Raw genomic sequence first — 21702 nt, 5'->3', positions numbered from 1 at the left:
AGGTTCAAAGGGAGGAGAGACATGAGAAACTTGACGAAAGGTTTGGCGACAGCCGCCACTTTGGCAGTTTCCACTACATCAATATGGGCGGAAACTCAGGGTGTAACAGATGACGAGATTGTCATCGGCTCTGTAAGCGACCTTAGCGGGATTTTTGCTGCGGTTGGTGTGCCAGCAACCAAAGGCGCGAACGTGGTTTTTGATCGCGTCAACGCCGAAGGTGGCGTTCATGGTCGAAAAATCCGTTACGTGGTCGAAGATAACGGGTACCAAATGCCTCGGGCGATGCAAGGTTACAACAAGCTGTTGAACCGAGATAAGGTTTTCGCAATGCTCCAATCTTTGGGTACACCAATGAATGTTGCAGGCTTTAAGCTATTGGACCCAAAGAGTATTCCAAATGTAGCGCCCCTTACCGCGGCCCGGCAAATGCTGCAGGAGCCAATGGACAACAAGTTCACTTCTTTCTCTACCTATTTTGACCAAAGCCGGATCGGCGTGAAATACTTGGCCAACGAGTTCGGGTCTCAAACCGTTTGCACGATGTACCTGCCCACAGATTTCGGTCAGGAAATTCTCGAAGGTAGTAAGGCGGGAGCGGAAGAAGCCGGGATTAAGTTTGGAACTGAAACGACCCATAAACCTGACGAAACGGATTTTGTCGGCTCGCTGAGCAAGTTAAAGGACGAAGGTTGCGACATCGTGACTATCGCCCTTGGCGTCCGCCAAGCGATCACCGTGGTTGGAACGGCAAAGAAAATGGGACTTAACGATATGAAGTTCCTTGGCACTTCAGCAAGCTTTCTGACTGTCGTCGCTCAGGTTCCTGGTGGTGTTACTGATGGTTTCTATGCAGCTGCATCGTGGCTGGATCTTTGGGCGCGAGCCGATGAGCCCGCCCCTGCGGCTTTTATCGCCGAGTATAAAGCAGCTACCGGGGAAGATCCGGTTGGCTTTTCGATGCTGGGTTATTCCGCTGCTGAAATGATGGTCATGGCGTTAGAGGCAGCCGGTCCAGATTTGACCCATGATAGCTTTATTGCTGCCATGGAAGCGCTTGATTACAATGATGAATTAGTCGGGAATCATATAACTTACGGGCCGGATGATCACCAAGGTGCCGATACTGTATTTGTCAACGTGGTCGAAGGTGGGGCGTGGAATCTGGTTTACGAAGAATAGTCAAACAAAAGAAAAGGGCTCGCGCAGCGAGCCCTTTAAACTTTTTTGTAGTCCGTAGCGAATTAGCGCTTGGAAAACTGGAACGAACGACGCGCCTTGCGCTTACCATATTTTTTACGCTCAACAACGCGACTGTCGCGTGTAAGAAACCCAGCGGCCTTCAGAGCGCCGCGCAGGTTCGGATCATAGAGCTGCAGGGCTTTTGAGATGCCGTGCTTAACAGCGCCAGCCTGGCCTGTCAGCCCACCGCCTTTGACGGTTGCGACAACATCGAATTCACCTTCAACGCCGGCAACCTGAAATGGCTGGCGCAGGATGAGTTGCAGAACCGGACGAGCGAAGTACTTGTCCTGATCTTTACCATTTACAGTGACTTTGCCGGAACCCGGCTTGATCCAAACGCGGGCAACAGCGTCTTTGCGCTTGCCCGTTGCGTATGAGCGGCCCAGTTCGTCACGCACTGGTTCGCGTGCGACAGTTTCTTCAGCCACAGTTTCAACGCCTGCGACGGCGCTCAGCTCTTCTAGAGTATTGATCTGATCAGCCATCGGTCATTAGCTCCGGGTGTTTTTCTTGTTCATGGACTTAACGTCCAGAACTTCGGGCGATTGCGCCTCATGAGGATGCTCGGCACCAGCATAGACACGCAAGTTCGTCATCTGCTGGCGTGCCAGGCGGTTACCGGGCAGCATGCGCTTTACTGCCTGAGTTACAACGCGTTCGGGGTGCGCACCTTCAAGAATTTCCTGTTTGGTGCGCGATTTGATGCCGCCCGGATGGCCAGTGTGCCAATAGAAGTTTTCGTCGCGCTTCTTTCCGGTCATTTGAATTTTATCAGCGTTGATAACGATGACGTTGTCGCCCATATCCATATTCGGTGTGAACGAAGCTTTGTGCTTGCCACGCAGACGCATGGCGACAATCGAGGCAAGGCGACCCAGAACGACGCCTTCTGCGTCGATCAGAATCCATTTCTTGTCGATGTCTGCAGGAGTTGCAGAAAAGGTTTTCATGTCAGGACAATCCTGTTTGATGTGAAAGACCGGCCTGATCGCAGACCGGTCCAAATTCGATGAAGGGTGTTTAGATCGAGTGGAATTTCACGTCAAGCGCTGTTGTTGTCATTTTATTGTTTAATAACAAATGGATAAAAAATAGGTATTATTATACCCCAAGTTTTGGGATGTTGTTGCATTCACGCGAGGGCTGCTAATCTCCTTATTAATTCATCCAATGGATTTAGGAGCTTTCGATGCAAGACATAAATAATACGATCACGGTTTACGGCGCAGCCTGGCAGGAAACCGATCCCGAAAGACGTTCCCAATTGTTGGACCATTGCTTTGCCGAGAATGGACGATATGTGGACCCCACGGCTGATGTCGGAGGCAGGCAGCAACTCTGTGAGCACATCGGCAATGTCCTTAAGGATACGAAAGGGCGTGTTGAAATTACCAGTGCTCCCACTGTTCATCACGATGTCATCCATTTCACGTGGCGCATGATCGCGCCCGACGGTAGCGTCATGGTTTCAGGACATGATTTTGTTCAATTGAATAAGCAAGGACAAATAGCGCATCTTGCAGGTTTTTTTGGCGATCCGGATCCTTTGGCGTGAGATGTCAAACGCTGATTTGTTCCGGTGGATTGTCCAGCAAAGTCCGCAAACGCACCATCGCATTTTCGAACCGATTTAACGACACATGGCCATTGATGGCGATGCGTACTGCATTCGGGGCACGGCCATCTCGAAGCGCGAATTCATCGGCCGAACGCAACTGAATACCCTCTCTTTCTGCCGCTCTGCTAAATGCAGCAGAACGCCATCCGGCTGGCAGGTTGAGCCACAGGAAAGGAACGTCTGGCGCCCAATTTAGATCAAAACCACCCAGAACATTAACGGCAACCCGAACATACTCACCCATCCTCTTGCGCACATCACTGGCTACTTCGCGCGTGCGTGGGTCTGATAAAAGCAGGCGAGTCAACTCAGCAAGAGGTTGGGCTAATCCGAAATAACCGTATTCGGCCGATCGCCTCAGATCTGCACTGCGCTCTCTTGGGGCGATGGCGAAACCGATACGCAAGGCAGGCGTCAGTATTTTTGAAATCGACGAAACGTGCCATCCGCGCTCGGGCGCCAATGCGCGAAAACTAGGTTCACGTGCTTCACCCATGCGGTAGCAATCGTCTTCCACAATCTGAACGTTATGACGGCGTGCCACTTCGACAATTTCTTTACGGCGTTCCAGTGGAGTGTGCAGGCCGGTAGGATTTTGCACCTCTGGAGAAACGCAGACCGCCTGCGCGGGGGTCTGTCGGAGCACATGATCCATGGCATCGGGATCGACGCCCCATTTGTCCATTCTGATGCCGATGACTTCGGCGCGCATCAATTCTCCTGCCCGACGGAACCCGGCGTAGGACAGGTCCTCAACCAGCACGACTGGTTTTGCCCCTTGTAGGATGGTCTGAAATACTAAGCACAGACCATTCTGTCCTCCATGTGTCAAAACAATATCGTCGTGGGTCAATGCCCCAAGAGGCAAATCAGACAACCACTCGGCTACCACCTGCCGCATCGGTTTATACGCGTCGCGGGTCGGGTAGTTCAAAAACAACCAGGGATCGGCCTTTGCCACTTTTTGCAGGCACTCCCGGATCAAGGCCACCTGCCCCACATCTGCCAGATGCGGGCTGAACAGGCTCACATGATTTTCGTTTTTTTCTTCCAGTAAATGCAGTTGTCGAGACCAAACATCATCCAAAATCGGAGATTTCGGCGGAGCAACGAATGTACCGCGCCCAACCTCGGCCAGAAGCAGCCCCTCGTCCGTCAATATTGTATAAGCTCTCGCTACGGTTCCCGGTGTTATTCGTAAGCGATACGCAAGTTCGCGGACCGGAGGAAGTTTAGCGCCAACCTCCAGTGTTTTGTTTTCGATTGCTTTTCTAATTGTATCGGCAACCAGCGTATATTTTGCACCCTTTGCCCTAGGCAACGACTCCGGCCAAATTGTATCCATTACAATTCTTTCTTTGATTTCGACACAATTTTGAATGTACCCATGATTGTACCGAATGTCTTATATTTGTGTCAATACAATTTGAAAGGATACTCAAGATGACACGCTCAATGCACACACCTGCCCTTGCACTGCTGAATGACAGCCCTCGGCTGCCTCTTATCGCAGCCCTGGCCGTGCAATTTGCAGCGACTGTCACAAAATGGGAGCAGCGCCGCCGTAGTCGCCTGAACCTTGGCAAACTAGACGATCGTTTACTGCGCGACGTCGGATTGACGCGATTTCAAGCCCATGACGAAATCGGCCTTTACTTCTGGATGAAATGAATTGTCCCCAGTCCCATTTCATTGGGACCTCTTCCTTGGCCGGGGTTTGTCCCCGGCCTTTTTTATCCAAATGACGCTGCAGCTGAACCTGCCGGTGGAATGGAATAGGTTAAACTTGCACGTGCAACAACGTCATCTGAACCTTCTGAAAACATAAGCACGTCTCCGACAGCCAGACTGCGGCCAAGTTTTAGAAGCCGGCATTTCGCAATTAAGTCCACCCCGCCGATCGGTTTGCGCAAAAAGTCCATTGAACTGTTGGTGGTTACGGCAAGAGATTGACGTCCTTTTCGAGCAAGCACCATAGCATAAACACTTACGTCAGCCAGACCAAACATCGACGGTCCCGACACCGTTCCGCCTGGTCTTAGATGTCGTTCAGTCACGACAAGGCGCATGGTGATACCCGATTCCGTTAGTTCCTCGATTACAAAATCTTGATGAACCTGTGGAAAAACCTGCACCAGGTATTCAGCCAATTCTTTTTTGTTCAGAGCCAATGACATACTTTCACTCCTTGCCGTACCGCCCTAGAGTTGGCCAACAGCCAGCAGGAGGGCAAGATGGCAATTCTGGAACGTAACGACATTGGCGCGGTGGCGCGCTTGACTATGAATGCTCCAGAGCGCCTGAACGCCTTGAGTGATGAAATGTTGGCGGCCCTTCAAGCCCAACTCGATTCGCTCCGAGATGATCGATCTATTCGTGCTGTGATCCTAAGTGGTGCAGGCAAGGCCTTCTGTGCTGGCCATGATTTGAAACAGATGACGCAAGGTCGGCAAGCGGAAGACGGGGGGCTTGCATACTTTCAAGATTTGTTTGACCGCTGCGCTAAGATGATGATGTCAATCCAAAGTCTTCCGCAACCAGTTATCGCGCAAACCCATGGTATTGCCACTGCGGCCGGGTGCCAGTTGGTCGCAACATGCGATTTAGCCATAGCAGCCGACAGTACGCGTTTCGGTGTTAATGGAGTAAATATCGGCCTGTTTTGTTCTACGCCCATGGTTGCGCTCAGTAGAAACGTTCCGCGAAAACTTGCTTTTGAGATGCTGACCACCGGTGATTTCATTACGGCAAGTCGAGCCGCTGAAATAGGCCTGATCAATCGGGTTGTATCTGAGTCAAGCCTGGATCAAGAAGCAAACGCGTTGGCGGAACGCCTTGCTGAAAAGTTAGGATCAGCAGTAAAGGTGGGAAAAGAAGCATTTTACCAGCAAATTCAAATGCCTACAGATCTGGCTTACACTTACGCTGCCGAGGTGATGGCGCAGAATATGCTTCATAGAGATACCGAGGAAGGAATAAACGCCTTTATCGAAAAAAGACCTCCTAATTGGAAGCAATAAGACGATTATTTTAAACGATTTTCGCGGCTCGTGGTGTTTTTTTGCTTTTCAAATGGGCGACAGTGTGGCAAAGGTGGGACAAGGCTAAGGCCTTAAGGACACTTTTGGGTCGCCGTCGGCGGAAGGTCCCTCCAAGCTGGTTTCTCTCACCGGCGTAGACATTCCCGCAGCGGCGACCCCAAGATTACCCAAAAATTTACCTGTAAACGTGCGTTGCACGCAGTGTGTCTGTGCCCTATGTGGCTGCACATGACACAGAAATTACACATTGTAGGCGGCGGCATGGCTGGGTCCGAGGCCGCCTGGCAAGCGGCGGAAATGGGCGTTGAAGTTGTTGTTCATGAAATGCGACCCAAAGTTGGCACTTTTGCGCACCAAACCGGGAACCTTGCGGAAATGGTGTGTTCGAATTCCTTTCGATCGGACGATGATGAGCAGAATGCAGTTGGTTTGCTACATTGGGAAATGCGCGCTGCTGATGGATTAATTATGACCACTGCCGACGCGCACCGCTTACCCGCCGGAGGAGCGCTGGCTGTAGATCGTGACCCATTTGCAGTAGAGGTGACCGCCAAACTTCTAGCCCATCCCCGGGTTACATTAAATTCAGAGGAAATATCCTGCTTGCCGGAAGATGGGCATTGGATATTTTCTACTGGCCCACTGACTTCGACTTCGCTGGGTTCGGCAATCAAATCCGAAACCGGATCTGACGCATTGGCGTTTTTCGATGCAATTGCGCCCATAGTCTACACAGACAGCATCGACATGAGCCAAGCCTGGATGCAATCACGCTATGACAAAGGTGAAACCGAAGAGGAGCGCGCAGCGTACCTGAATTGTCCCATGGACCGAGATCAATATGAGGCTTTCATTGACGCGCTGCTGGCTGCCGAAAAGACAGAATTCCACGAAGGTGAAACTGCCGGTTACTTTGATGGTTGCCTGCCGATCGAAGTGATGGCCGAACGAGGCCGAGAAACATTGCGACATGGGCCGATGAAACCTGTTGGCCTGACTAACCCGCACCATCCGGATATTAAACCCTACGCCGTCGTGCAATTGCGCAGGGATAATGCGCTTGGAACACTTTTCAACATCGTAGGATTTCAAACTAAGATGAAATACGGCGCACAGGCAGATGTTTTCCGAATGATTCCCGGGCTGGAGAATGCCAGTTTCGCGCGATTGGGTGGTATCCATAGAAACACATTTATCAATTCACCCACGCTGCTGGATGAGCAAATGCGGTTGAAGTCCCGTCCGAACATCAGATTTGCCGGTCAAATCACAGGGGTCGAGGGTTATGTCGAAAGCGCCGCAATGGGGCTTCTAGCCGGACGGTTTGCTGCGGCCGAGATTTTGGGGCGTCAAATTCCCGCCGTTCCGCAGGACAGTGCGATGGGCGCCCTTATACATCACATCACCGGAGGAGCCGAAGCGAAGACCTTTCAGCCAATGAACGTGAATTTTGGTTTATTTCGACCTGTCGACGGCCTCAAAGGTGGACGCCGTGGACGCAAGGACCGCTACAAGGCCTACACGGATCGCGCAAAAGCGGCTTGGACCGATTGGTTGTCGCATTGGCGGCTGGACGCGACGCATTAACGCCGCCTAAAATGAGGCCATGAGCAACAAAAACTTCAAAGACGTTTACGATCTGAATTCTCCTCAGGATACCCAAGAGCATTATCGCAAATGGGCCTCGTCTTACGATGACGATGTTGGCGAAAATGGGTACGTTACACCAGCACGTGTTGCCGAAGCGTTATGGTCCAAAATGCCTGATGCTGACGTTCCTATACTGGACTACGGCTGTGGAACCGGCCTGTCTGGACTGGCGCTAAGCAAGGTCGGGTACAATGTGATTGATGGAATGGATCCGACACCTGAAATGCTGAAAGGCGCTGAAGATAAAGGTGTGTATCGTCATGTTAAGGATTTCGATATTACCGATCCCAATCCATTGAAGCAGGGAGCCTATTCCGCAATTACTGCGATCGGAGTAATTGGCACCGGCGCAGCGCCTCCGGGAACTTTTGATCTATTGATGAACGCGTTGCCCAAGGGCGGTTTTCTGGCCTTTTCGTTCAATAATCTGACTTTGGCAGATCCCAGTTACACTACCAGGCTCAGTGATTGGCTTGATATGGGTCATGCCCGTCTGCTGTTTCGTGAAAACGGGCCGCACCTGCAGGGTATGGACATGAAGTCTGACGTGTATGTATTAGAAAAGACGTGACATTCAGAACACGATTTGCGCCTTCGCCTACGGGCCCTTTGCACCTTGGCCATGCGTATTCGGCATTGTTGGCCTATGATACGGCGCTGTCCAAAAGGGGCGAATTCCTGCTGCGGATAGAGAATATTGACCAATCTCGGGCCCGGCCGCATTGGGAGCAGCAGATTTACAACGATTTGCATTGGTTAGGTCTGCGATGGCCAACTCCTGTGATGCGGCAATCCGAACGTTTGGACCTTTATCAGGGCGCTTTGGATAGATTGTGGGCTAAAGGCCTTCTGTACCCATGCACTTGCAATCGCAAGGACATTGCTGCCGCTGTCAACGCTCCTCAGGAAGGCGCGCCTCTAATTGGCCCCGATGGTATAATCTATCCTGGAACCTGTCGTTCAAAGGGGGCAGCTAATTTTTCCCCGGATCAAAGACGACCAACTGACACAGTGCTTAGGTTGGATATCGCTAAAGCAGTTCGCGAGGCGCGTAAGCTTTTGCGCAGTATTCAAGGTGGCGAAATAGCCAGATTTGAAGAACGTGGGCAAGGTCCCAGAGGCGAAACCGGGATTATTGAGTTCTCTGCCCAGGAAATGGAAAATACCATAGGTGACGTCGTGCTGTCTCGACGAGATATGGGTACTTCGTACCACCTTTCCGTCGTGGTGGACGACGGTGAGCAAGGAATAACACATGTTGTACGTGGGCAAGACTTGTTTGAAGCCACCCGGATACACGTCTTGCTGCAAGTATTGCTGGACTTACCCACCCCGATTTACATTCACCACAAGCTGATTCGGGACGAAAACGGCAAGCGTCTTGCAAAGCGCGATGACGCGCGTGCCATAGAGAAATATCGAAACGACGGCGCGACACCCGCAGGCATCAGAAAGCTGGTTGGCCTTTGATTTTCTTTGCCAGAGGAAAGTGCCCAGCCCGCAATTTAAGTCATAGGGACCATCAACTCAACTTCTTTGCCGTCCCTCACGGCAGTATAAAAACAGGTTCTACGATTGGTATGACAAGCAGCTCCTGTTTGACGCACCACAACTAAAAGACAGTCCCGGTCGCAATCGATGCGGAAGTCGACAAGTTCTTGCACGTGACCAGAGCTTTCGCCTTTTATCCAAAACGCTTTTCTTGATCTTGACCAGTAGGTTACACGCCGTGTCTCAATTGTTCGTTGTATGGCCTGTTCGTTCATCCAAGCCATCATCAAAACTTCGCCTGTGCTTTCGTCCTGCGCGATGGCGGGTACAAGGCCCGCCTCGTTGTATTTGATCGACGTTGGATCAAATTTGGCAGTTTGCGACATGGTAAAAACCTTTTGCATCCATTCGTTTGGCTACTATGTATGGGGAACAGTCAACGAGGGAAACCCATGTCTGGCGAAACCGATCTGATCAAGCTTTATTCCGGACGCATCCTTGCGTTAGCAGCAGATATCCCCCTGTTGGACCGTCTCGACAACCCAGATGCGACGGTCAAGAAACGTGCGCCATTGTGCGGTTCAACCGTTACAGTGGACGTCAAAATGCGCGATGGTCGGATAGCCGAGTTTGGACAAGACGTAAAAGCGTGTGCGCTTGGTCAAGCCTCCGCGTCTGTTGTTGGTAGCTCGATCATCGGTTCAACCCGAAAGCAGGTGGAAACCGCACGTGATCAACTGGCTACCATGCTGAAGAAGAACGGTCCTGCCCCGGATGCCCCATTTGATGGGCTGCAGGTTCTGATGCCGGCCCGGGAATACAAAAACAGGCACGCGTCTATCTTATTGACGCTGGAGGCGACAGCCGAAGCCATGGAGCAGGCGGAACAAGCCAACTGCGCCTGATCGTGGCGTTGGTGCAGAATTCTGTTTAACCTCCCGTCAAGCTATCGCGGAGTGAATTCAGTTGGACAATTTATTGGAACATTTCGTCACCCTTTGGGTTGTCATTGATCCAATTGGCACCATCCCTGTTTTTATCACGGTGACCGCTGGTCTTGAAGCTGCTGCTCGTCGTCGAACGGCTTTACTCGCTTCTTTGATCAGCGCAGGGGTGTTGTTGTTTTTTCTTATTTTTGGGCAGCTTCTAATAGAGGCGTTAGATATCGGGCTCAATTCCTTTCAGGTCGCCGGTGGCATCATCCTTTTCCTATTCGCGCTGACCATGATTTTTGGCGAAAGCAAACAAGAAATCGAAAGACGTCAGGCTGAAGAAGACAGGGGCGACAAAATGCATCAGCACAACCCTGCTATTTTTCCTTTGGCCGTTCCGTCTTTGGCTTCGCCCGGAGCAATGTTGGCGATCGTCATTCTTACGGATAACCATCGGTTCAGTGCTGCGGATCAGGGGATTACCGCCATGGTAATGCTTGTCGTGATAGCAATTGCTTTTGTGCTGATGTTGCTGGCAGAGCCTATTATCCGTCTAATCGGGCACTCAGGCGCCGCGATAATAAGCCGGGTTATGGGAATGATTTTGGCTTCGGTCGCAGTAAATTCTGTGCTGTCGGCCTTACTCGAAATCATGAAAACCGGGCAGTTGTAAAAAAGAACGCCGCTCCTTCCGAGCGGAAAGGGCGGCGTTAGGTTTTGCGTTTCTCGCGTGGGATCCGGAATTCCGCGCAGGGGCCGAGGCAGGCCCCTCAAGGGGTTTGGGACAGGCAGGTCACCCTTGACTGAGATGGGGATGACATGCGCGGTTTCTTCGGCACGAGATCGCAGGCAGAAAGGCTCAAAAGCCCGTCGGAAGGTGAAGGGCAACCAATAGCATCACCACCAATGACACGGCTCCAGCAGCGTCTTGCAAGATAGTTGCTTGCGAGCGGCTGAAAGCGGTCTTGATCTGGGTCAGCATAGTTTCACCTCCGGTTGAGTTTTAATCCTTTGTTGACCTTTTGTTCTCACATTTTTCCGAGTCGGTAAAGAACTTTTTGGGAACATTTGTGAACTTATCGGAATTTTTTGCTTAACCCACTGAAATTAAACGGATCGCCTGATCTTGTTTCATCAACCACAATAGGACGCGTGCAGCTTCACCCCGATCAGACGTCAATTTGGGATCAACGGTCAGCAAATTCCGCGCATCTGTCTGAGCGACGGCCATCAGACCCGCTTGCCGCTCAAGATCGGCAATTCGGAACTTTGGCAGACCGGATTGTGCTGTTCCTATCAAATCGCCTGCCCCGCGCATTTGAAGATCTGTTTCTGCAATTCGGAAACCGTCTTCGGTTTCTCGCAAGACTTCCAAGCGTTTCCGCCCGCCATCGCTCAGCGGAGGCTTGTACATAAGTAAACAGGTAGAGGCGTCCGCACCACGCCCAACGCGGCCACGAAGCTGATGCAATTGCGCCAAACCAAAAATCTCGGCTCGTTCAATTACCATAATTGTGGCGTTGGGAACGTTGACACCTACTTCGATGACTGTCGTTGCGACCAGCACCTTGGTGTGCCCTGCCTGAAAAGCTGCCATTGCTGCATCTTTTTCCGAAGGCGGCATCTGTCCGTGGACCAGTCCGACGTCATCATCGCCTAGTAACGCCCTCAATCGTTTGAATCTTTCCTCTGCGGCTGTCAGGTCCAATACTTCGGACTCGTCGACTAAGGGGCAGACCCAATAGCATTGTCTGCCTTCCGCGATGGCGCGCCGCAAATGGTCTACCACATCATTTATTCTTTCGGCGCTTATGATTGCAGTCTTGACTGGCTTACGCCCCGGAGGTTTTTCGTCCAGTACGGAAACGTCCATGTCACCATATTGCGCCAGTGCAAGACTGCGTGGAATTGGGGTCGCTGTCATAACCAGAACGTCAGCGCTTTGCCCTTTCTCAGTCAGTTCCATTCGTTGACGCACGCCAAAACGATGCTGTTCATCGATGATAGCAAGACGTAAGTCTTTAAATGTAACGTCGCTTTGAAACACCGCATGGGTGCCTACGAGAACCTGAATGTCACCGCGGGCCAAAGCAGCTAGTTTGGCTTTCCTCTCGGCGCCCTTATCTCGGCCGGTCAGTAGCTCTAACACCACACCAGCCTCTTCTGCTAACGGGCGCAGGCCTTCTAAGTGTTGCCGAGCCAATATTTCAGTTGGGGCCATCATGACGCCCTGCCCTCCGGCCTCAACTGCGACCAACAAGGCCATAAAGGCCACAAGCGTTTTTCCTGAGCCTACGTCACCTTGTAGCAATCGGTTCATTCTGGCCTCAGACCCCATATCGTCCGAGATTTCTCGAATAGCGCGTTGCTGTGCTTTGGTCGGGCGATATGGAAGGCTTTTCAAAACGACGCCCTGCAGCGAACCGTTGCCAACACTTACAACTCCCCTCGCCTTTTTTTCGCGTTGTCGCGCGAGCGCAAGTGTAAGTTGATGTGCGAACAGTTCGTCATACGCAAGACGCTCCCGTGCGGGAGCAAAGGTTGAGACATCATCAGCACCCTTTGGGTGATGCGCGACCTTTATCGCGGACGCCCAATCCGGCCACTTCTGTTTTGAAACCTGATTGGGGTCAATCCATTCAACAAGCTCAGGCACCTTCTTCAAAGCACTCTGTGCGGCCTTGTAAGCCGTTTTTTGTGTTACGCCGTGTGTAAGGTGGTAGACCGGTTCAAATTCTGGCAGGTCATCAGCATCAACAGGGGCGACTACGTGGTCGGGATGGACCATTTGCGCCATTCCGTCGAATAATTCCATCTTCCCCGAGACAACACGACTTGATCCTTGTGGAAGAAGTTTTTTGAGGTATTCGCCACGAGCATGAAAAAACACAAGCTGGAATTTTGTCTGGCTGTCCTCAACATGGATTCGATAAGCCCCGCCACGACTCCGAGGAGGCCTGTGTGCACCGACCGTAACCTCAACAGTCAGCGTCGTGGGCAGATCCGCACCAAGTATTGTGTCGCGTCGTCTTCTATCGACGACAGCATAAGGCAAGGCAAACAAAACGTCCCGAGGTGAGTCTATTCCCAAGTGACTTAAGAGTTGCGCGGTTTTAGGACCTACGCCCTCAAGCGTTTCCAAACCCGCAAAAAGCGGAAATAAAAGTTCAGGACGACCGCTCATGCGTCCCCGATCAGCTGAAGCCAGCCGTCTTCATCCAATGTGTCGATGCCCAAATCAGCGGCCTTCTTGGCTTTGGAACCTGCTCCGGGACCAGCAACCAGCAAATCTGTTTTTTGACTGACTGAGCCAGAAACTTTAGCCCCCAGTGCTTCGGCGCGTGCTTTGGCTTCGGCTCGCGTCATCTTTTCCAAGGTTCCGGTGAAGACGATAGTTTTGCCCGCTACAGGACTATCTGAAGCTGGGGCTTCAGGCGATAAAATCGTCAAGTGTCCGATTAGATCGTCGAATGCTTGCCGCTCGTCACCGTTTGCAAAAGCGTCCGATAATGACAATCCAAGTGTCGCCCCTATGCCGTCAACTCCGATCAAATCACTCCACGCAGCGGCAGCGGAGTCTGGCACATCATAGCGGACAACTGCGGCCTCGCGTGCTTCTTTGACACGAGCACGGCGGCCTTCCTCGGTGGCCGCAATGCGTTCTGCTTCCTCCGCCTCATCAGCGCGTCTTTGGGCAAGCGCAGCAGGGCGCGCAGCGTCAATAGCCTGCGCCATGGCCTCCCATTCGAGGTAATGCAAAGCCAGATCGCGCGCACCTACTTCACCCACGTGGCGAATGCCAAGTGCAAACAACAGGCGCGACAACTCAATGGTCCGTTTTTCATTTATGGCGGCAAAAAGGTTGCTGGCCGAAGTTTCCCCCCACCCGTCGCGGTTTTTGAGACGATCCAGGTTGCCGGCGTCTCGCTGTTCCAATGTAAAGATATCCGCTGGCGTGTTTATTGGAAGGAGCGGATCATTATGAAACATCTCGATCTGTTTTGCGCCAAGCCCTTCGATGTCGAACGCTTTTCGGGAAACAAAATGTTTCAACTTTTCAACAGCTTGAGCTGGGCAAATCAAGCCTCCGGTACATCGCCTTACAGCATCTCCGTCTTCGCGAATGGCATCGCTTTGACATTCTGGACACCGCGTTGGAAAAGCGTAAGGAACACTATCGTCTGGGCGCTTAGACAGATCGACATCGGCCACTTTTGGAATCACGTCACCGGCACGGTAAACCTGCACCCAATCTCCGACACGAATGTCCTTGCCTTCTCGGATTACGCCTCCCTTGGCATCACGTCCGGCAATATAATCTTCGTTGTGCAAAGTAGCGTTGGAAACGACGACACCCCCAACGGTTACCGGATGTAGCCGTGCCACCGGGCTGAGGGCTCCGGTTCGACCGACTTGGATATCGATCGACTCCAACCGGGTCCATGCCAGTTCTGCCGGGAACTTATGTGCGATGGCCCATCGGGGCGTGGTTGACCGAAAACCCAGCCGCGCCTGCAGGTTCAAATCGTCCACTTTGTATACGACGCCATCGATGTCATATCCCAGTGTGGAGCGTTGAGCCTCTATAGCCCGGTAATGCTCCAACATTTCAGAAACAGACCCACATAAACTCGTTAGGGCATTTGTTTGAAATCCAAATGAACGAAGCCGTTGGATTGCGGCCATCTGCGTGGCAGCCAGCGGTTCGGACAATTCGCCCCAGGCATATGCGAAGAAGCGAAGAGGCCGAGACTTGGTAATCGCGGGATCCAGTTGACGCAGGGACCCAGCTGCGGCGTTGCGCGGATTGGCAAATGTCTTTCCCCCCAAAGCAGCTTGCCGGGAATTCAGATCATCAAAGTCGGAATGAGACATATAGACTTCGCCACGCACCTCAAGAATATCGGGTGCGTTGTCAATTTTTTGCGGGATATCTTTGACCGTGCGAGCATTTTCGGTGACGTTTTCCCCTACCTCGCCATCACCGCGTGTTGCAGCCTGCACCAGCTGCCCCTGCTCGTACCTAAGTGAAAGCGACAGCCCGTCTATTTTGGGTTCCGCGGTATAGGATAATGGTGCATCGTCCTTTAGGCCCAGATATTTGCGAATTGAACGGTCAAAGTCTGCAATATCGGTGTCGTCGAATCCGTTGCCCAGCGACATCATTCGAACAGCATGAGAGACCTTTGCAAACCCATCCGCTACTTTCGCCCCGACCATATCCGTCGGGCTGTCAGGACGTTTCAGTGCGGGGAATCTCGCTTCGATCTCTGAATTTCGGCGTTTTAGAGCGTCAAAATCGGCGTCTGACAGTTCCGGAGCGTCTTCGGCGTGATAAAGACGGTTGGCCCGCAATATTTCCTTGGCGAGGCGGGACAATTCATTGCGCGCATCCTCTTCTGTCAATTCGGATACGGGAAGTATTTTACTCATGGCCTCGCCCTGTCACGTCGTTCTAATCACCAGTGATAGGGCGAGGAATTTGCAAGGTCCAGTGTCGTACTGACAAGAGATTGGTTAGTTACTCAGACCCTGTTGGGTGGGTTAAAATCAGGCGCCGACCGCCATCCGGGTCTCGACCCCAGTTGCGGATTGTGGATCACGCAGTACATAACCGCGGCCCCAAACGGTTTCGATGTAGTTTTCTCCACCGGTCGCATTGCTGAGTTTTTTACGCAGTTTACAGATGAAAACATCGATGATCTTCAACTCTGGCTCGTCCATGCCTCCATAAAGGTGATTTAGAAACATTTCCTTGGTCAATGTTGTACCTTTGCGCAGGCTCAGAAGTTCCAGCATCTGATATTCCTTGCCGGTTAAGTGCACAGTCTTACCCTCGACCTCAACGGTTTTGGCATCGAGGTTTACTGCAACTTGTCCGGTATGAATTATGGACTGAGAGTGTCCCTTTGACCGCCGGATAATTGCATGGATTCGCGCAACCAATTCTTCGCGATGAAAAGGTTTCGTCAGGTAATCATCGGCACCGAACCCAAATCCCTTGATCTTGCTGTCGGTGTCGTCCGCGCCTGAAAGGATGAGAATTGGTGTTTCGACACGCGCAATGCGCAACTGGCGCAGAACTTCGTGCCCGTTCATATCTGGCAGATTGAGGTCCAGCAGTATCAGGTCGTAATCATACAACTTGGCCAGATCTATTCCTTCCTCGCCAAGATCCGTCGCGTAAACATTCAAATTAGCATGTGTCAGCATCAGCTCGATGCTTTTGGACGTGGTCGGATCATCCTCGACAAGAAGTATGCGCATTTCATTGCTCCAATTTAGTCAAATTCTTCAACTGGTTTTGAACCTGAGCAAAAATGGTTAATCTGCCGTTACCGTTGAATCAATTAGTTTTTTTCTCCTTTAAGTTGCCGATATTTTTTCATCGCGGTCACTTTCAAGGCGTCGACGCCATGTTTGGCGACGGCAGCGACCCAAGTATTGAATTCTTCATCGCTGATACCGTACCTAATCTTCGCATCTGCTAAGGAAATCAGACCATAAAGCACGCCACGCACGACTACCGCCTTTCTGGAGGCGACCCACCTTTTCGTCTCGGTGGGGGGTAAATCTGCTCGTGTCAAAATGGTGCCATCGGGTAAAGTAACTGATCGCGGCCCCTCTACTTTTTGTAAATACATAAGTTGACCCTTTCTTATTTTAGATAAGGCTGGACCAAGCTTACTTAAAAGGGCGTGAAACCACCCCTTGAGAGTGTCTAGAATTTTCCTATATTCTGCCGGTCTTTCTTAACCCGGACAGGAACGCACATGGCCTTCGCCGCTGAGAACCAGTTAAACTCGCTTGGCTTTGCCAAACCGCCTTCGGAAACGCGGGTGGTTGTCGCCATGTCCGGGGGTGTGGACAGCTCGGTCGTCGCGGCTGACTTGGCGGATCAGGGTTACGATGTGGTGGGTGTTACACTGCAACTTTATGACCATGGTGCTGCTTTGGCAAAGAAAGGCGCATGTTGCGCCGGAATCGACATCCATGATGCGCGCCGCGTGGCCGAGGCACGAGGTTTTCCTCACTATGTGTTGGATTATGAAAACATCTTCAAAGACGCCGTAATAGACGAATTCGCTGACAGTTATTTGGCGGGGGCGACCCCTGTGCCCTGCATTCGTTGCAATGAGCGGGTCAAATTTAAAGATCTTCTTGAGACCGCCAAAGACCTTGAAGCTGATTGCATGGCGACTGGCCACTATATTCAGCGCAAGATGGGCCCGAATGGCCCGGAACTACACAGCGCCGAGGACGCAAATCGCGATCAATCATATTTTCTGTTTTCTACCACTCCCGAACAGTTGGAATTTCTGCGTTTTCCGTTGGGCCACCTGCCCTCGAAAGACGCTACACGTGAAATGGCTGCAAAATATGGGCTTTCAGTAGCCGACAAGCCCGACAGTCAGGACATCTGTTTTGTTCCGAACGGCAACTATGCCAGCGTTATCGAAAAATTACGCCCAGGCGCTGCGGAACCTGGCGAGATCGTGCATGCGGACGGAAGAATTTTGGCCCGACACAATGGTGTCATTCACTACACAATCGGACAGCGTCGTGGTCTTGGAATAGGTGGGCTAAGCGAGCCGTTGTACGTGGTAAAGCTGGACGTGGACAGAAAACAGGTGGTGGTCGGACCGAAAGAGATGCTAGCGACCCGCACCGTTCCGGTGCGCGAGATAAACTGGCTGGGTGATGAGCCATTTACGTCTCGGGCCGAATGGAACTTGTCAGTCAAAGTTCGCTCAACACGCCCTCCGCGCGAAGCGATCGTAAGGCCGTTGTCCGAAACTACAGCTGAAGTTGAGCTGTTGACGCCTGAAGAAGGCATCTCACCCGGTCAGGCGTGCGTATTCTATGCGCCAGAAGGCAGTCGGATATTTGGCGGTGGCTGGATTTGGCGTGGATATTGATAAACAACCGAGACGTTAAAGCATGTCGGTCGCGCTGTTGGACAGGATATAAAGTCCGACGGCTATCATGACGTAGGGTGTTATTCGATCAAACCGTACTAGCTGCGGCGCAAATCTCTGCGCCTTGGGAGCTCCCCAAGCGGCTAAAAGGCTCATTGCAGCTGCAGCGGTTACAGCGCCAATAAGCCCCGCCAATCTGTACGAAGGCGACGATTCCGCAAATAACGGGGTTAATACGGCGAAACTGTCAAAAGACAGACTTAGAAACAAAACAATTACCGAGGCTACGGCGCCTTGGGGCCGAGTTTCAACTTGTTCTCGTTTCCTGATCTGTTGCCACGCTCCTCGCGTCCCAAGCAGCAGCGGTACGATCCCCAGATAACCGATGGCGGCTGGGTAACCGGTGTGGCTCAACCCGACTGCAAACCCCATTGCCAGAGCAAGCAAAATAGCCTGCGCCACAGCGAACCCAGTAACAGGCCGGCCTCGACCCATGACAATTATAAGCCCAAAGAGAACCGCCAGATTGTCCAGGTTGGTCGAAATCTGCGCGATACCTGCCGATAGAGCAAACAATATGTGATCAAGCATTGCCGGCGTTCATCCGGGTCAAAACTGCCCTGGCAGCACGTAGCCCCGGGGGTTCGCCACCTCGTCCCAACTGGTCCATGGTTACCTCCATGGCTTCGCGTTGCGCGTCTGGCTGTTCCAATACTTTGTTTAGTTCCGCCGCGATTCTGTCAGGGCGGCATTCGTCCAGCATACACTCGGGCACGGCGTGTGTCTTAGATACCAAGTTTACGAGCGTGAAAGTATCCAACCTGACCATTCGCTCGGCCATTTTCTGGGTCAGCCAATTCAACTTGTATGCAATAACCATAGGTGTATTCTGGGCCGCCAATTCAAGAGACACAGTTCCCGACGCCGCAAGCGCAAGCTCAGCGGCCGCAAATGCCTCTCGCTTGGTGGCGCTAGCCTGATCTGTGCTTTCATTTCGCGGGTCCAGCACCATTGGGTTACCAGGCCAATCTTGGACAATGGTATCTATCAGGTCGGATGTCGGGGCGACGGTTGGCACCACTACGCGGAATTCCGGTCGAACGGACAGAAAGATTTCTAATGCTCCACGAAAACTGGGGGCAAGCCTTTCGATCTCGCCGCGTCTCGAACCGGGCAACACCACTAGGACTGGCGCGTCGCCCAAATCGTGGGTTTCCTTAAAACTTGCAACATCCTGTGGGGTTGCAACTGGTTCACTGGCGATCGGATGGCCGACAAAGTCGCACGCCATCCCAGCGCGTTCCATGTAGGGCGGTTCGAACGGTAGCAGCGCCAGAACATGATCAATTACTTTGGCCATCTTGTCGGCTCGACCCGGACGCCATGCCCAGACACTCGGTGCTACATAGTGAACAGTACGGATGTCGCTGCCGGCCTTTACTATCTTGGCTACCCGCAGCGAAAAATCCGGGCTATCGATAGTGATTAATACATCTGGTTCCGTCGTAAGCACCGCCTCGGCAGTTTCAGAGATACGGCGCTTTAGGTGAAAAAACTTTGGTAAAACCTCGACCAAACCCATAACACTGAGTTCCGACATTGGAAACCGGCTAATAAGGCCCTGAGCCTGCATCAGCGGTCCACCCACCCCGTCAAAACTTACGTCAGGGACAAGTTCCTTCAACCCTTCCATCAAGGCGCCACCAAGGCGGTCGCCTGAAGGTTCACCGGCGACCAGAAAAACGCGCATCAGGCTGCGTGCTCTCGGACTAGAAGAAAAATTCCCATTCGGTCGCATTCACTAATGACGCGCTTGCGGTCCAGAACTATGACACTACCCTTTTCTATAACAATGCCTGCCAGACCAGCGGCCACAACGTCAGGTATAGTTTCGGGACCAATTGTCGGAATATCGACTCGCATGTCTTGATTTGGCTTCGGACCTTTGTAAAGAACGCCGCCGCCAGCGTCAGGGCGTTGTGACAATGACTGTAACATCCACGCTGTGCCAAAAACGCTCTCTATGGCCAGAGCTTGTCCGTTGAGAACTGCACACGCTTGTCCTACGTCGGCAGCACCCATGGCGCGCACTATTGCAGCAGCGCGATCTGCATCCTCCAAGTCACGTTTTGACGGTTCAATCTGTGTCAGGCAGCCTGACGGCGGAAATATATCTGGCGCGATCTCATGGGCAGATCGGACATCAAGACCGACACTCTCAAAAACACTAATAGCTGCCCGCAGCGCGCCGTCGTCGCCGGACATCATAGCTTTTTGAATTATTGGAACCAGCGGCAAAGTCTGAGCGTCGATCCGTGAAGGATCAACTGCTGGTCGCTCAATTGCGCCTGCCATGCAGATTTCCGTCACGCCACGTGATTTCAGCTCCGCTATAAAGCTTCCCAAGTGCTCTAGCGGAAATACCAGATCTGGTTTGAGGTTTTCGGGTTCTAAACCCTCCAGAGAACATATCAGGGGGCGCTCACTCAATTGAGACGCCAGCTCATCTGGCAAAGTTCCTGTGCCTGCAATCAGAGCTAGCATTCAGCTATTTCCTCGGCGTCAGGATTGACCTGTCGGAAGAAGCAGTCACGAATTCGACAATCTCGCGGACATAGTCGCTTGTTGAACCGCTCAGCCGATCTGCTTTGTCCATGAAAGTGCCTTCCCCCTCGGACAATTCCTTGAACGCGGCTCGCAGCGCAGCAATGTCCTCACGCGGGACACCGCGCCTCTTTAGGCCGACCAAATTCAGTCCGTCCAACTCGCCGCGCGGTGCCTGCACCAGACCGTAAGGAATGACATCCTTAGGCACCATTGTGAGGGCGCCGATAATTGCACCGCGACCAACGCGCACAAACTGGTGTAGCCCTGAAATACCGCCGATGATCGCGTCATCTTCTATGATGCAATGTCCGGCGGCACCTGATTGGTTAACCATGATTACTCGATCACCGATCTGAACATCATGGGCCACGTGCACTCCGGCCATCAGAAGACAATCATCCCCGATACGGGTCACACCTCCGCCACCGTCTGTACCCACGTTTATTGTTACATGCTCACGGATTCGATTACGTTTTCCGATTTCCAGGCGCGTATTTTCACCACCAAACTTCAGGTCTTGCGGTATTTCCCCGATGACAGAAAAATTGAAAACGACACTGTCTTCGCCAATCGAAGTTTCACCCATTACAACAGTATGGGATTTCAGTTCGACGCGATCGCCAAGGCTCACCTTCGGACCGATGTAGCAGAACGGGCCGATTTTACAGCCTGCCCCGATCTGCGCCCCGTCTTCGATGATTGCGCTGGGGTGAATTTCATTCATGTCGTTTTTTCCATGTCCCAGTCAACATAGGCTGAGAATTCTGCTTCTCCTGCAACCTCACCATCAACGGTTGCGCGGCCATTGAACTTGAAAATTTTGCCGCCTTTTTTGCCGCGCAAGGTTTCAACATGCATTTGCAGAACGTCACCCGGAACGACTTTGCGGCGGAATTTACACTTGTCTATGTTCATGAAGTAAATCAGCAGATCGCTGTCGATCACATCCATGCCAACCCCCAACATAACGCCAGCCGTCTGCGCCATCGCTTCGACGATCGTAACACCTGGCATTATCGGTGTACCTGGGAAGTGCCCTTGAAAGTGCGGCTCGTTCATTGTGACGTTCTTGACGCCTATAGCGGAATTAATTCCATCGATTTCAATGACCTTGTCGACCAAAAGAAACGGGTAGCGGTGCGGCAGTATGCGCTGAATCAGCTGAATGTCGGCACTCTTGGTATCCGTGGTCATGAGGC

General features: G+C 52.2%; 25 protein-coding genes. 10 read left to right on the top strand and 15 right to left on the bottom strand.

Annotation, left to right across the window (positions count from 1 at the left end; all coding sequences use genetic code 11):
• The first annotated feature begins 21 nt into the window (after nt 1-21).
• On the top strand, nt 22-1182 hold the full coding sequence (locus GOV45_RS18425) for an ABC transporter substrate-binding protein (protein ID WP_170480498.1): 1161 nt from the start codon (nt 22-24) through the stop codon (nt 1180-1182).
• A 62-nt stretch (nt 1183-1244) separates the two neighbouring features.
• Here the strand turns inward: GOV45_RS18425 and rpsI are convergent, their stop codons facing one another.
• Together rpsI and rplM are read right to left on the bottom strand one after the other, a co-directional pair.
• Nucleotides 1245-1730, bottom strand: a complete 486-nt coding sequence (gene rpsI, locus GOV45_RS18420; RefSeq protein WP_170480496.1) for a 30S ribosomal protein S9 — start codon at nt 1728-1730, stop codon at nt 1245-1247.
• A 6-nt stretch (nt 1731-1736) separates the two neighbouring features.
• A complete protein-coding gene (gene rplM / locus GOV45_RS18415) occupies nt 1737-2195 on the bottom strand; it encodes a 50S ribosomal protein L13 (protein WP_170480494.1) in 459 nt (152 codons plus the stop codon).
• Between the two features lie 239 nt (nt 2196-2434).
• Here rplM and GOV45_RS18410 point away from each other — a divergent pair, with 239 nt between their 5' ends.
• Nucleotides 2435-2800, top strand: coding sequence for a nuclear transport factor 2 family protein (locus GOV45_RS18410; RefSeq protein ID WP_170480493.1), 366 nt, complete (start codon nt 2435-2437; stop codon nt 2798-2800).
• A 4-nt stretch (nt 2801-2804) separates the two neighbouring features.
• Here GOV45_RS18410 and GOV45_RS18405 read toward each other — a convergent pair whose 3' ends face one another.
• On the bottom strand, nt 2805-4208 hold the full coding sequence (locus GOV45_RS18405; RefSeq protein ID WP_170480491.1) for a PLP-dependent aminotransferase family protein: 1404 nt from the start codon (nt 4206-4208) through the stop codon (nt 2805-2807).
• A 98-nt stretch (nt 4209-4306) separates the two neighbouring features.
• On the opposite strand from GOV45_RS18405, the gene GOV45_RS18400 reads away from it, so the two are divergent.
• A complete protein-coding gene (locus GOV45_RS18400; protein ID WP_170480489.1) occupies nt 4307-4534 on the top strand; it encodes a DUF1127 domain-containing protein in 228 nt (75 codons plus the stop codon).
• Nucleotides 4535-4596: 62 nt separating this feature from the next.
• On the opposite strand, the gene GOV45_RS18395 is transcribed toward GOV45_RS18400, so the two are convergent.
• Nucleotides 4597-5040, bottom strand: a complete 444-nt coding sequence (locus GOV45_RS18395; RefSeq protein WP_170480486.1) for a PaaI family thioesterase — start codon at nt 5038-5040, stop codon at nt 4597-4599.
• A 30-nt stretch (nt 5041-5070) separates the two neighbouring features.
• Here GOV45_RS18395 and GOV45_RS18390 point away from each other — a divergent pair, with 30 nt between their 5' ends.
• From GOV45_RS18390 to gluQRS, 4 genes are all read left to right on the top strand, one after another.
• Nucleotides 5071-5883 (top strand): enoyl-CoA hydratase, encoded by an 813-nt coding sequence (locus GOV45_RS18390; protein WP_302478480.1) that lies wholly within the window; start codon nt 5071-5073, stop codon nt 5881-5883.
• Between the two features lie 249 nt (nt 5884-6132).
• Nucleotides 6133-7491, top strand: coding sequence for a methylenetetrahydrofolate--tRNA-(uracil(54)-C(5))-methyltransferase (FADH(2)-oxidizing) TrmFO (gene trmFO, locus GOV45_RS18385; protein WP_170480483.1), 1359 nt, complete (start codon nt 6133-6135; stop codon nt 7489-7491).
• A 19-nt stretch (nt 7492-7510) separates the two neighbouring features.
• Nucleotides 7511-8125, top strand: a complete 615-nt coding sequence (locus tag GOV45_RS18380; protein WP_170480481.1) for a class I SAM-dependent DNA methyltransferase — start codon at nt 7511-7513, stop codon at nt 8123-8125.
• Nucleotides 8122-9024, top strand: a complete 903-nt coding sequence (gluQRS, locus tag GOV45_RS18375; protein ID WP_170480479.1) for a tRNA glutamyl-Q(34) synthetase GluQRS — start codon at nt 8122-8124, stop codon at nt 9022-9024. The genes GOV45_RS18380 and gluQRS overlap by 4 nt, the downstream gene beginning before the upstream one ends.
• A 35-nt stretch (nt 9025-9059) precedes the next feature.
• On the opposite strand, the gene hisI is transcribed toward gluQRS, so the two are convergent.
• Nucleotides 9060-9449 (bottom strand): phosphoribosyl-AMP cyclohydrolase, encoded by a 390-nt coding sequence (gene hisI / locus GOV45_RS18370; protein ID WP_170480477.1) that lies wholly within the window; start codon nt 9447-9449, stop codon nt 9060-9062.
• A 48-nt stretch (nt 9450-9497) separates the two neighbouring features.
• Here hisI and GOV45_RS18365 point away from each other — a divergent pair, with 48 nt between their 5' ends.
• Entirely contained in the window at nt 9498-9950 is a 453-nt protein-coding gene (locus tag GOV45_RS18365) for an iron-sulfur cluster assembly scaffold protein (protein ID WP_170480475.1), read from the top strand.
• A gap of 61 nt (nt 9951-10011) precedes the next feature.
• Complete coding sequence (locus GOV45_RS18360) at nt 10012-10650, top strand: MarC family protein (RefSeq protein ID WP_170480473.1); 639 nt, start codon at nt 10012-10014, stop codon at nt 10648-10650.
• A 186-nt stretch (nt 10651-10836) separates the two neighbouring features.
• Here GOV45_RS18360 and GOV45_RS23510 read toward each other — a convergent pair whose 3' ends face one another.
• The 5 genes from GOV45_RS23510 to sciP form a co-directional block, all read right to left on the bottom strand.
• Nucleotides 10837-10959: a hypothetical protein gene (locus GOV45_RS23510; protein WP_302477840.1), complete on the bottom strand. Its 123-nt coding sequence runs from the start codon at nt 10957-10959 to the stop codon at nt 10837-10839.
• 111 nt (nt 10960-11070) lie between these two features.
• A complete protein-coding gene (gene recG / locus GOV45_RS18355) occupies nt 11071-13161 on the bottom strand; it encodes an ATP-dependent DNA helicase RecG (protein ID WP_170480471.1) in 2091 nt (696 codons plus the stop codon).
• Nucleotides 13158-15410: an NAD-dependent DNA ligase LigA gene (gene ligA / locus GOV45_RS18350; protein ID WP_170480470.1), complete on the bottom strand. Its 2253-nt coding sequence runs from the start codon at nt 15408-15410 to the stop codon at nt 13158-13160. The genes recG and ligA overlap by 4 nt, the downstream gene beginning before the upstream one ends.
• A 117-nt stretch (nt 15411-15527) precedes the next feature.
• On the bottom strand, nt 15528-16244 hold the full coding sequence (gene ctrA, locus GOV45_RS18345; RefSeq protein ID WP_170480467.1) for a response regulator transcription factor CtrA: 717 nt from the start codon (nt 16242-16244) through the stop codon (nt 15528-15530).
• 83 nt (nt 16245-16327) lie between these two features.
• Complete coding sequence (sciP, locus tag GOV45_RS18340; RefSeq protein WP_170480465.1) at nt 16328-16621, bottom strand: CtrA inhibitor SciP; 294 nt, start codon at nt 16619-16621, stop codon at nt 16328-16330.
• Nucleotides 16622-16750: 129 nt separating this feature from the next.
• Between sciP and mnmA the strand changes: the two genes are divergently transcribed.
• On the top strand, nt 16751-17896 hold the full coding sequence (mnmA, locus tag GOV45_RS18335; protein WP_170480463.1) for a tRNA 2-thiouridine(34) synthase MnmA: 1146 nt from the start codon (nt 16751-16753) through the stop codon (nt 17894-17896).
• 15 nt (nt 17897-17911) lie between these two features.
• Here mnmA and GOV45_RS18330 read toward each other — a convergent pair whose 3' ends face one another.
• The 5 genes from GOV45_RS18330 to fabZ are packed head-to-tail and all read right to left on the bottom strand — an operon-like array spanning nt 17912 to nt 21697.
• Nucleotides 17912-18487, bottom strand: a complete 576-nt coding sequence (locus GOV45_RS18330) for a hypothetical protein (protein ID WP_170480462.1) — start codon at nt 18485-18487, stop codon at nt 17912-17914.
• Complete coding sequence (gene lpxB, locus GOV45_RS18325) at nt 18480-19646, bottom strand: lipid-A-disaccharide synthase (protein WP_170480460.1); 1167 nt, start codon at nt 19644-19646, stop codon at nt 18480-18482. Before lpxB ends, GOV45_RS18330 begins: the two co-directional genes overlap by 8 nt.
• Entirely contained in the window at nt 19646-20440 is a 795-nt protein-coding gene (locus GOV45_RS18320) for an LpxI family protein (protein ID WP_170480457.1), read from the bottom strand. Before GOV45_RS18320 ends, lpxB begins: the two co-directional genes overlap by 1 nt.
• A gap of 4 nt (nt 20441-20444) precedes the next feature.
• Nucleotides 20445-21227 carry an acyl-ACP--UDP-N-acetylglucosamine O-acyltransferase gene (gene lpxA, locus GOV45_RS18315; protein ID WP_170480456.1) on the bottom strand — a complete coding sequence of 261 codons (783 nt, stop codon included), beginning with the start codon at nt 21225-21227 and terminating at the stop codon, nt 20445-20447.
• Complete coding sequence (gene fabZ / locus GOV45_RS18310) at nt 21224-21697, bottom strand: 3-hydroxyacyl-ACP dehydratase FabZ (RefSeq protein WP_170480455.1); 474 nt, start codon at nt 21695-21697, stop codon at nt 21224-21226. Before fabZ ends, lpxA begins: the two co-directional genes overlap by 4 nt.
• Nucleotides 21698-21702: the final 5 nt, after the last annotated feature.

It is taken from the genome of Ruegeria arenilitoris (assembly GCF_013035425.1).
Classification (GTDB): Bacteria; Pseudomonadota; Alphaproteobacteria; order Rhodobacterales; family Rhodobacteraceae; genus Ruegeria; species Ruegeria arenilitoris_A.
This window is presented reverse-complemented; position numbering and strand designations above follow the sequence as displayed.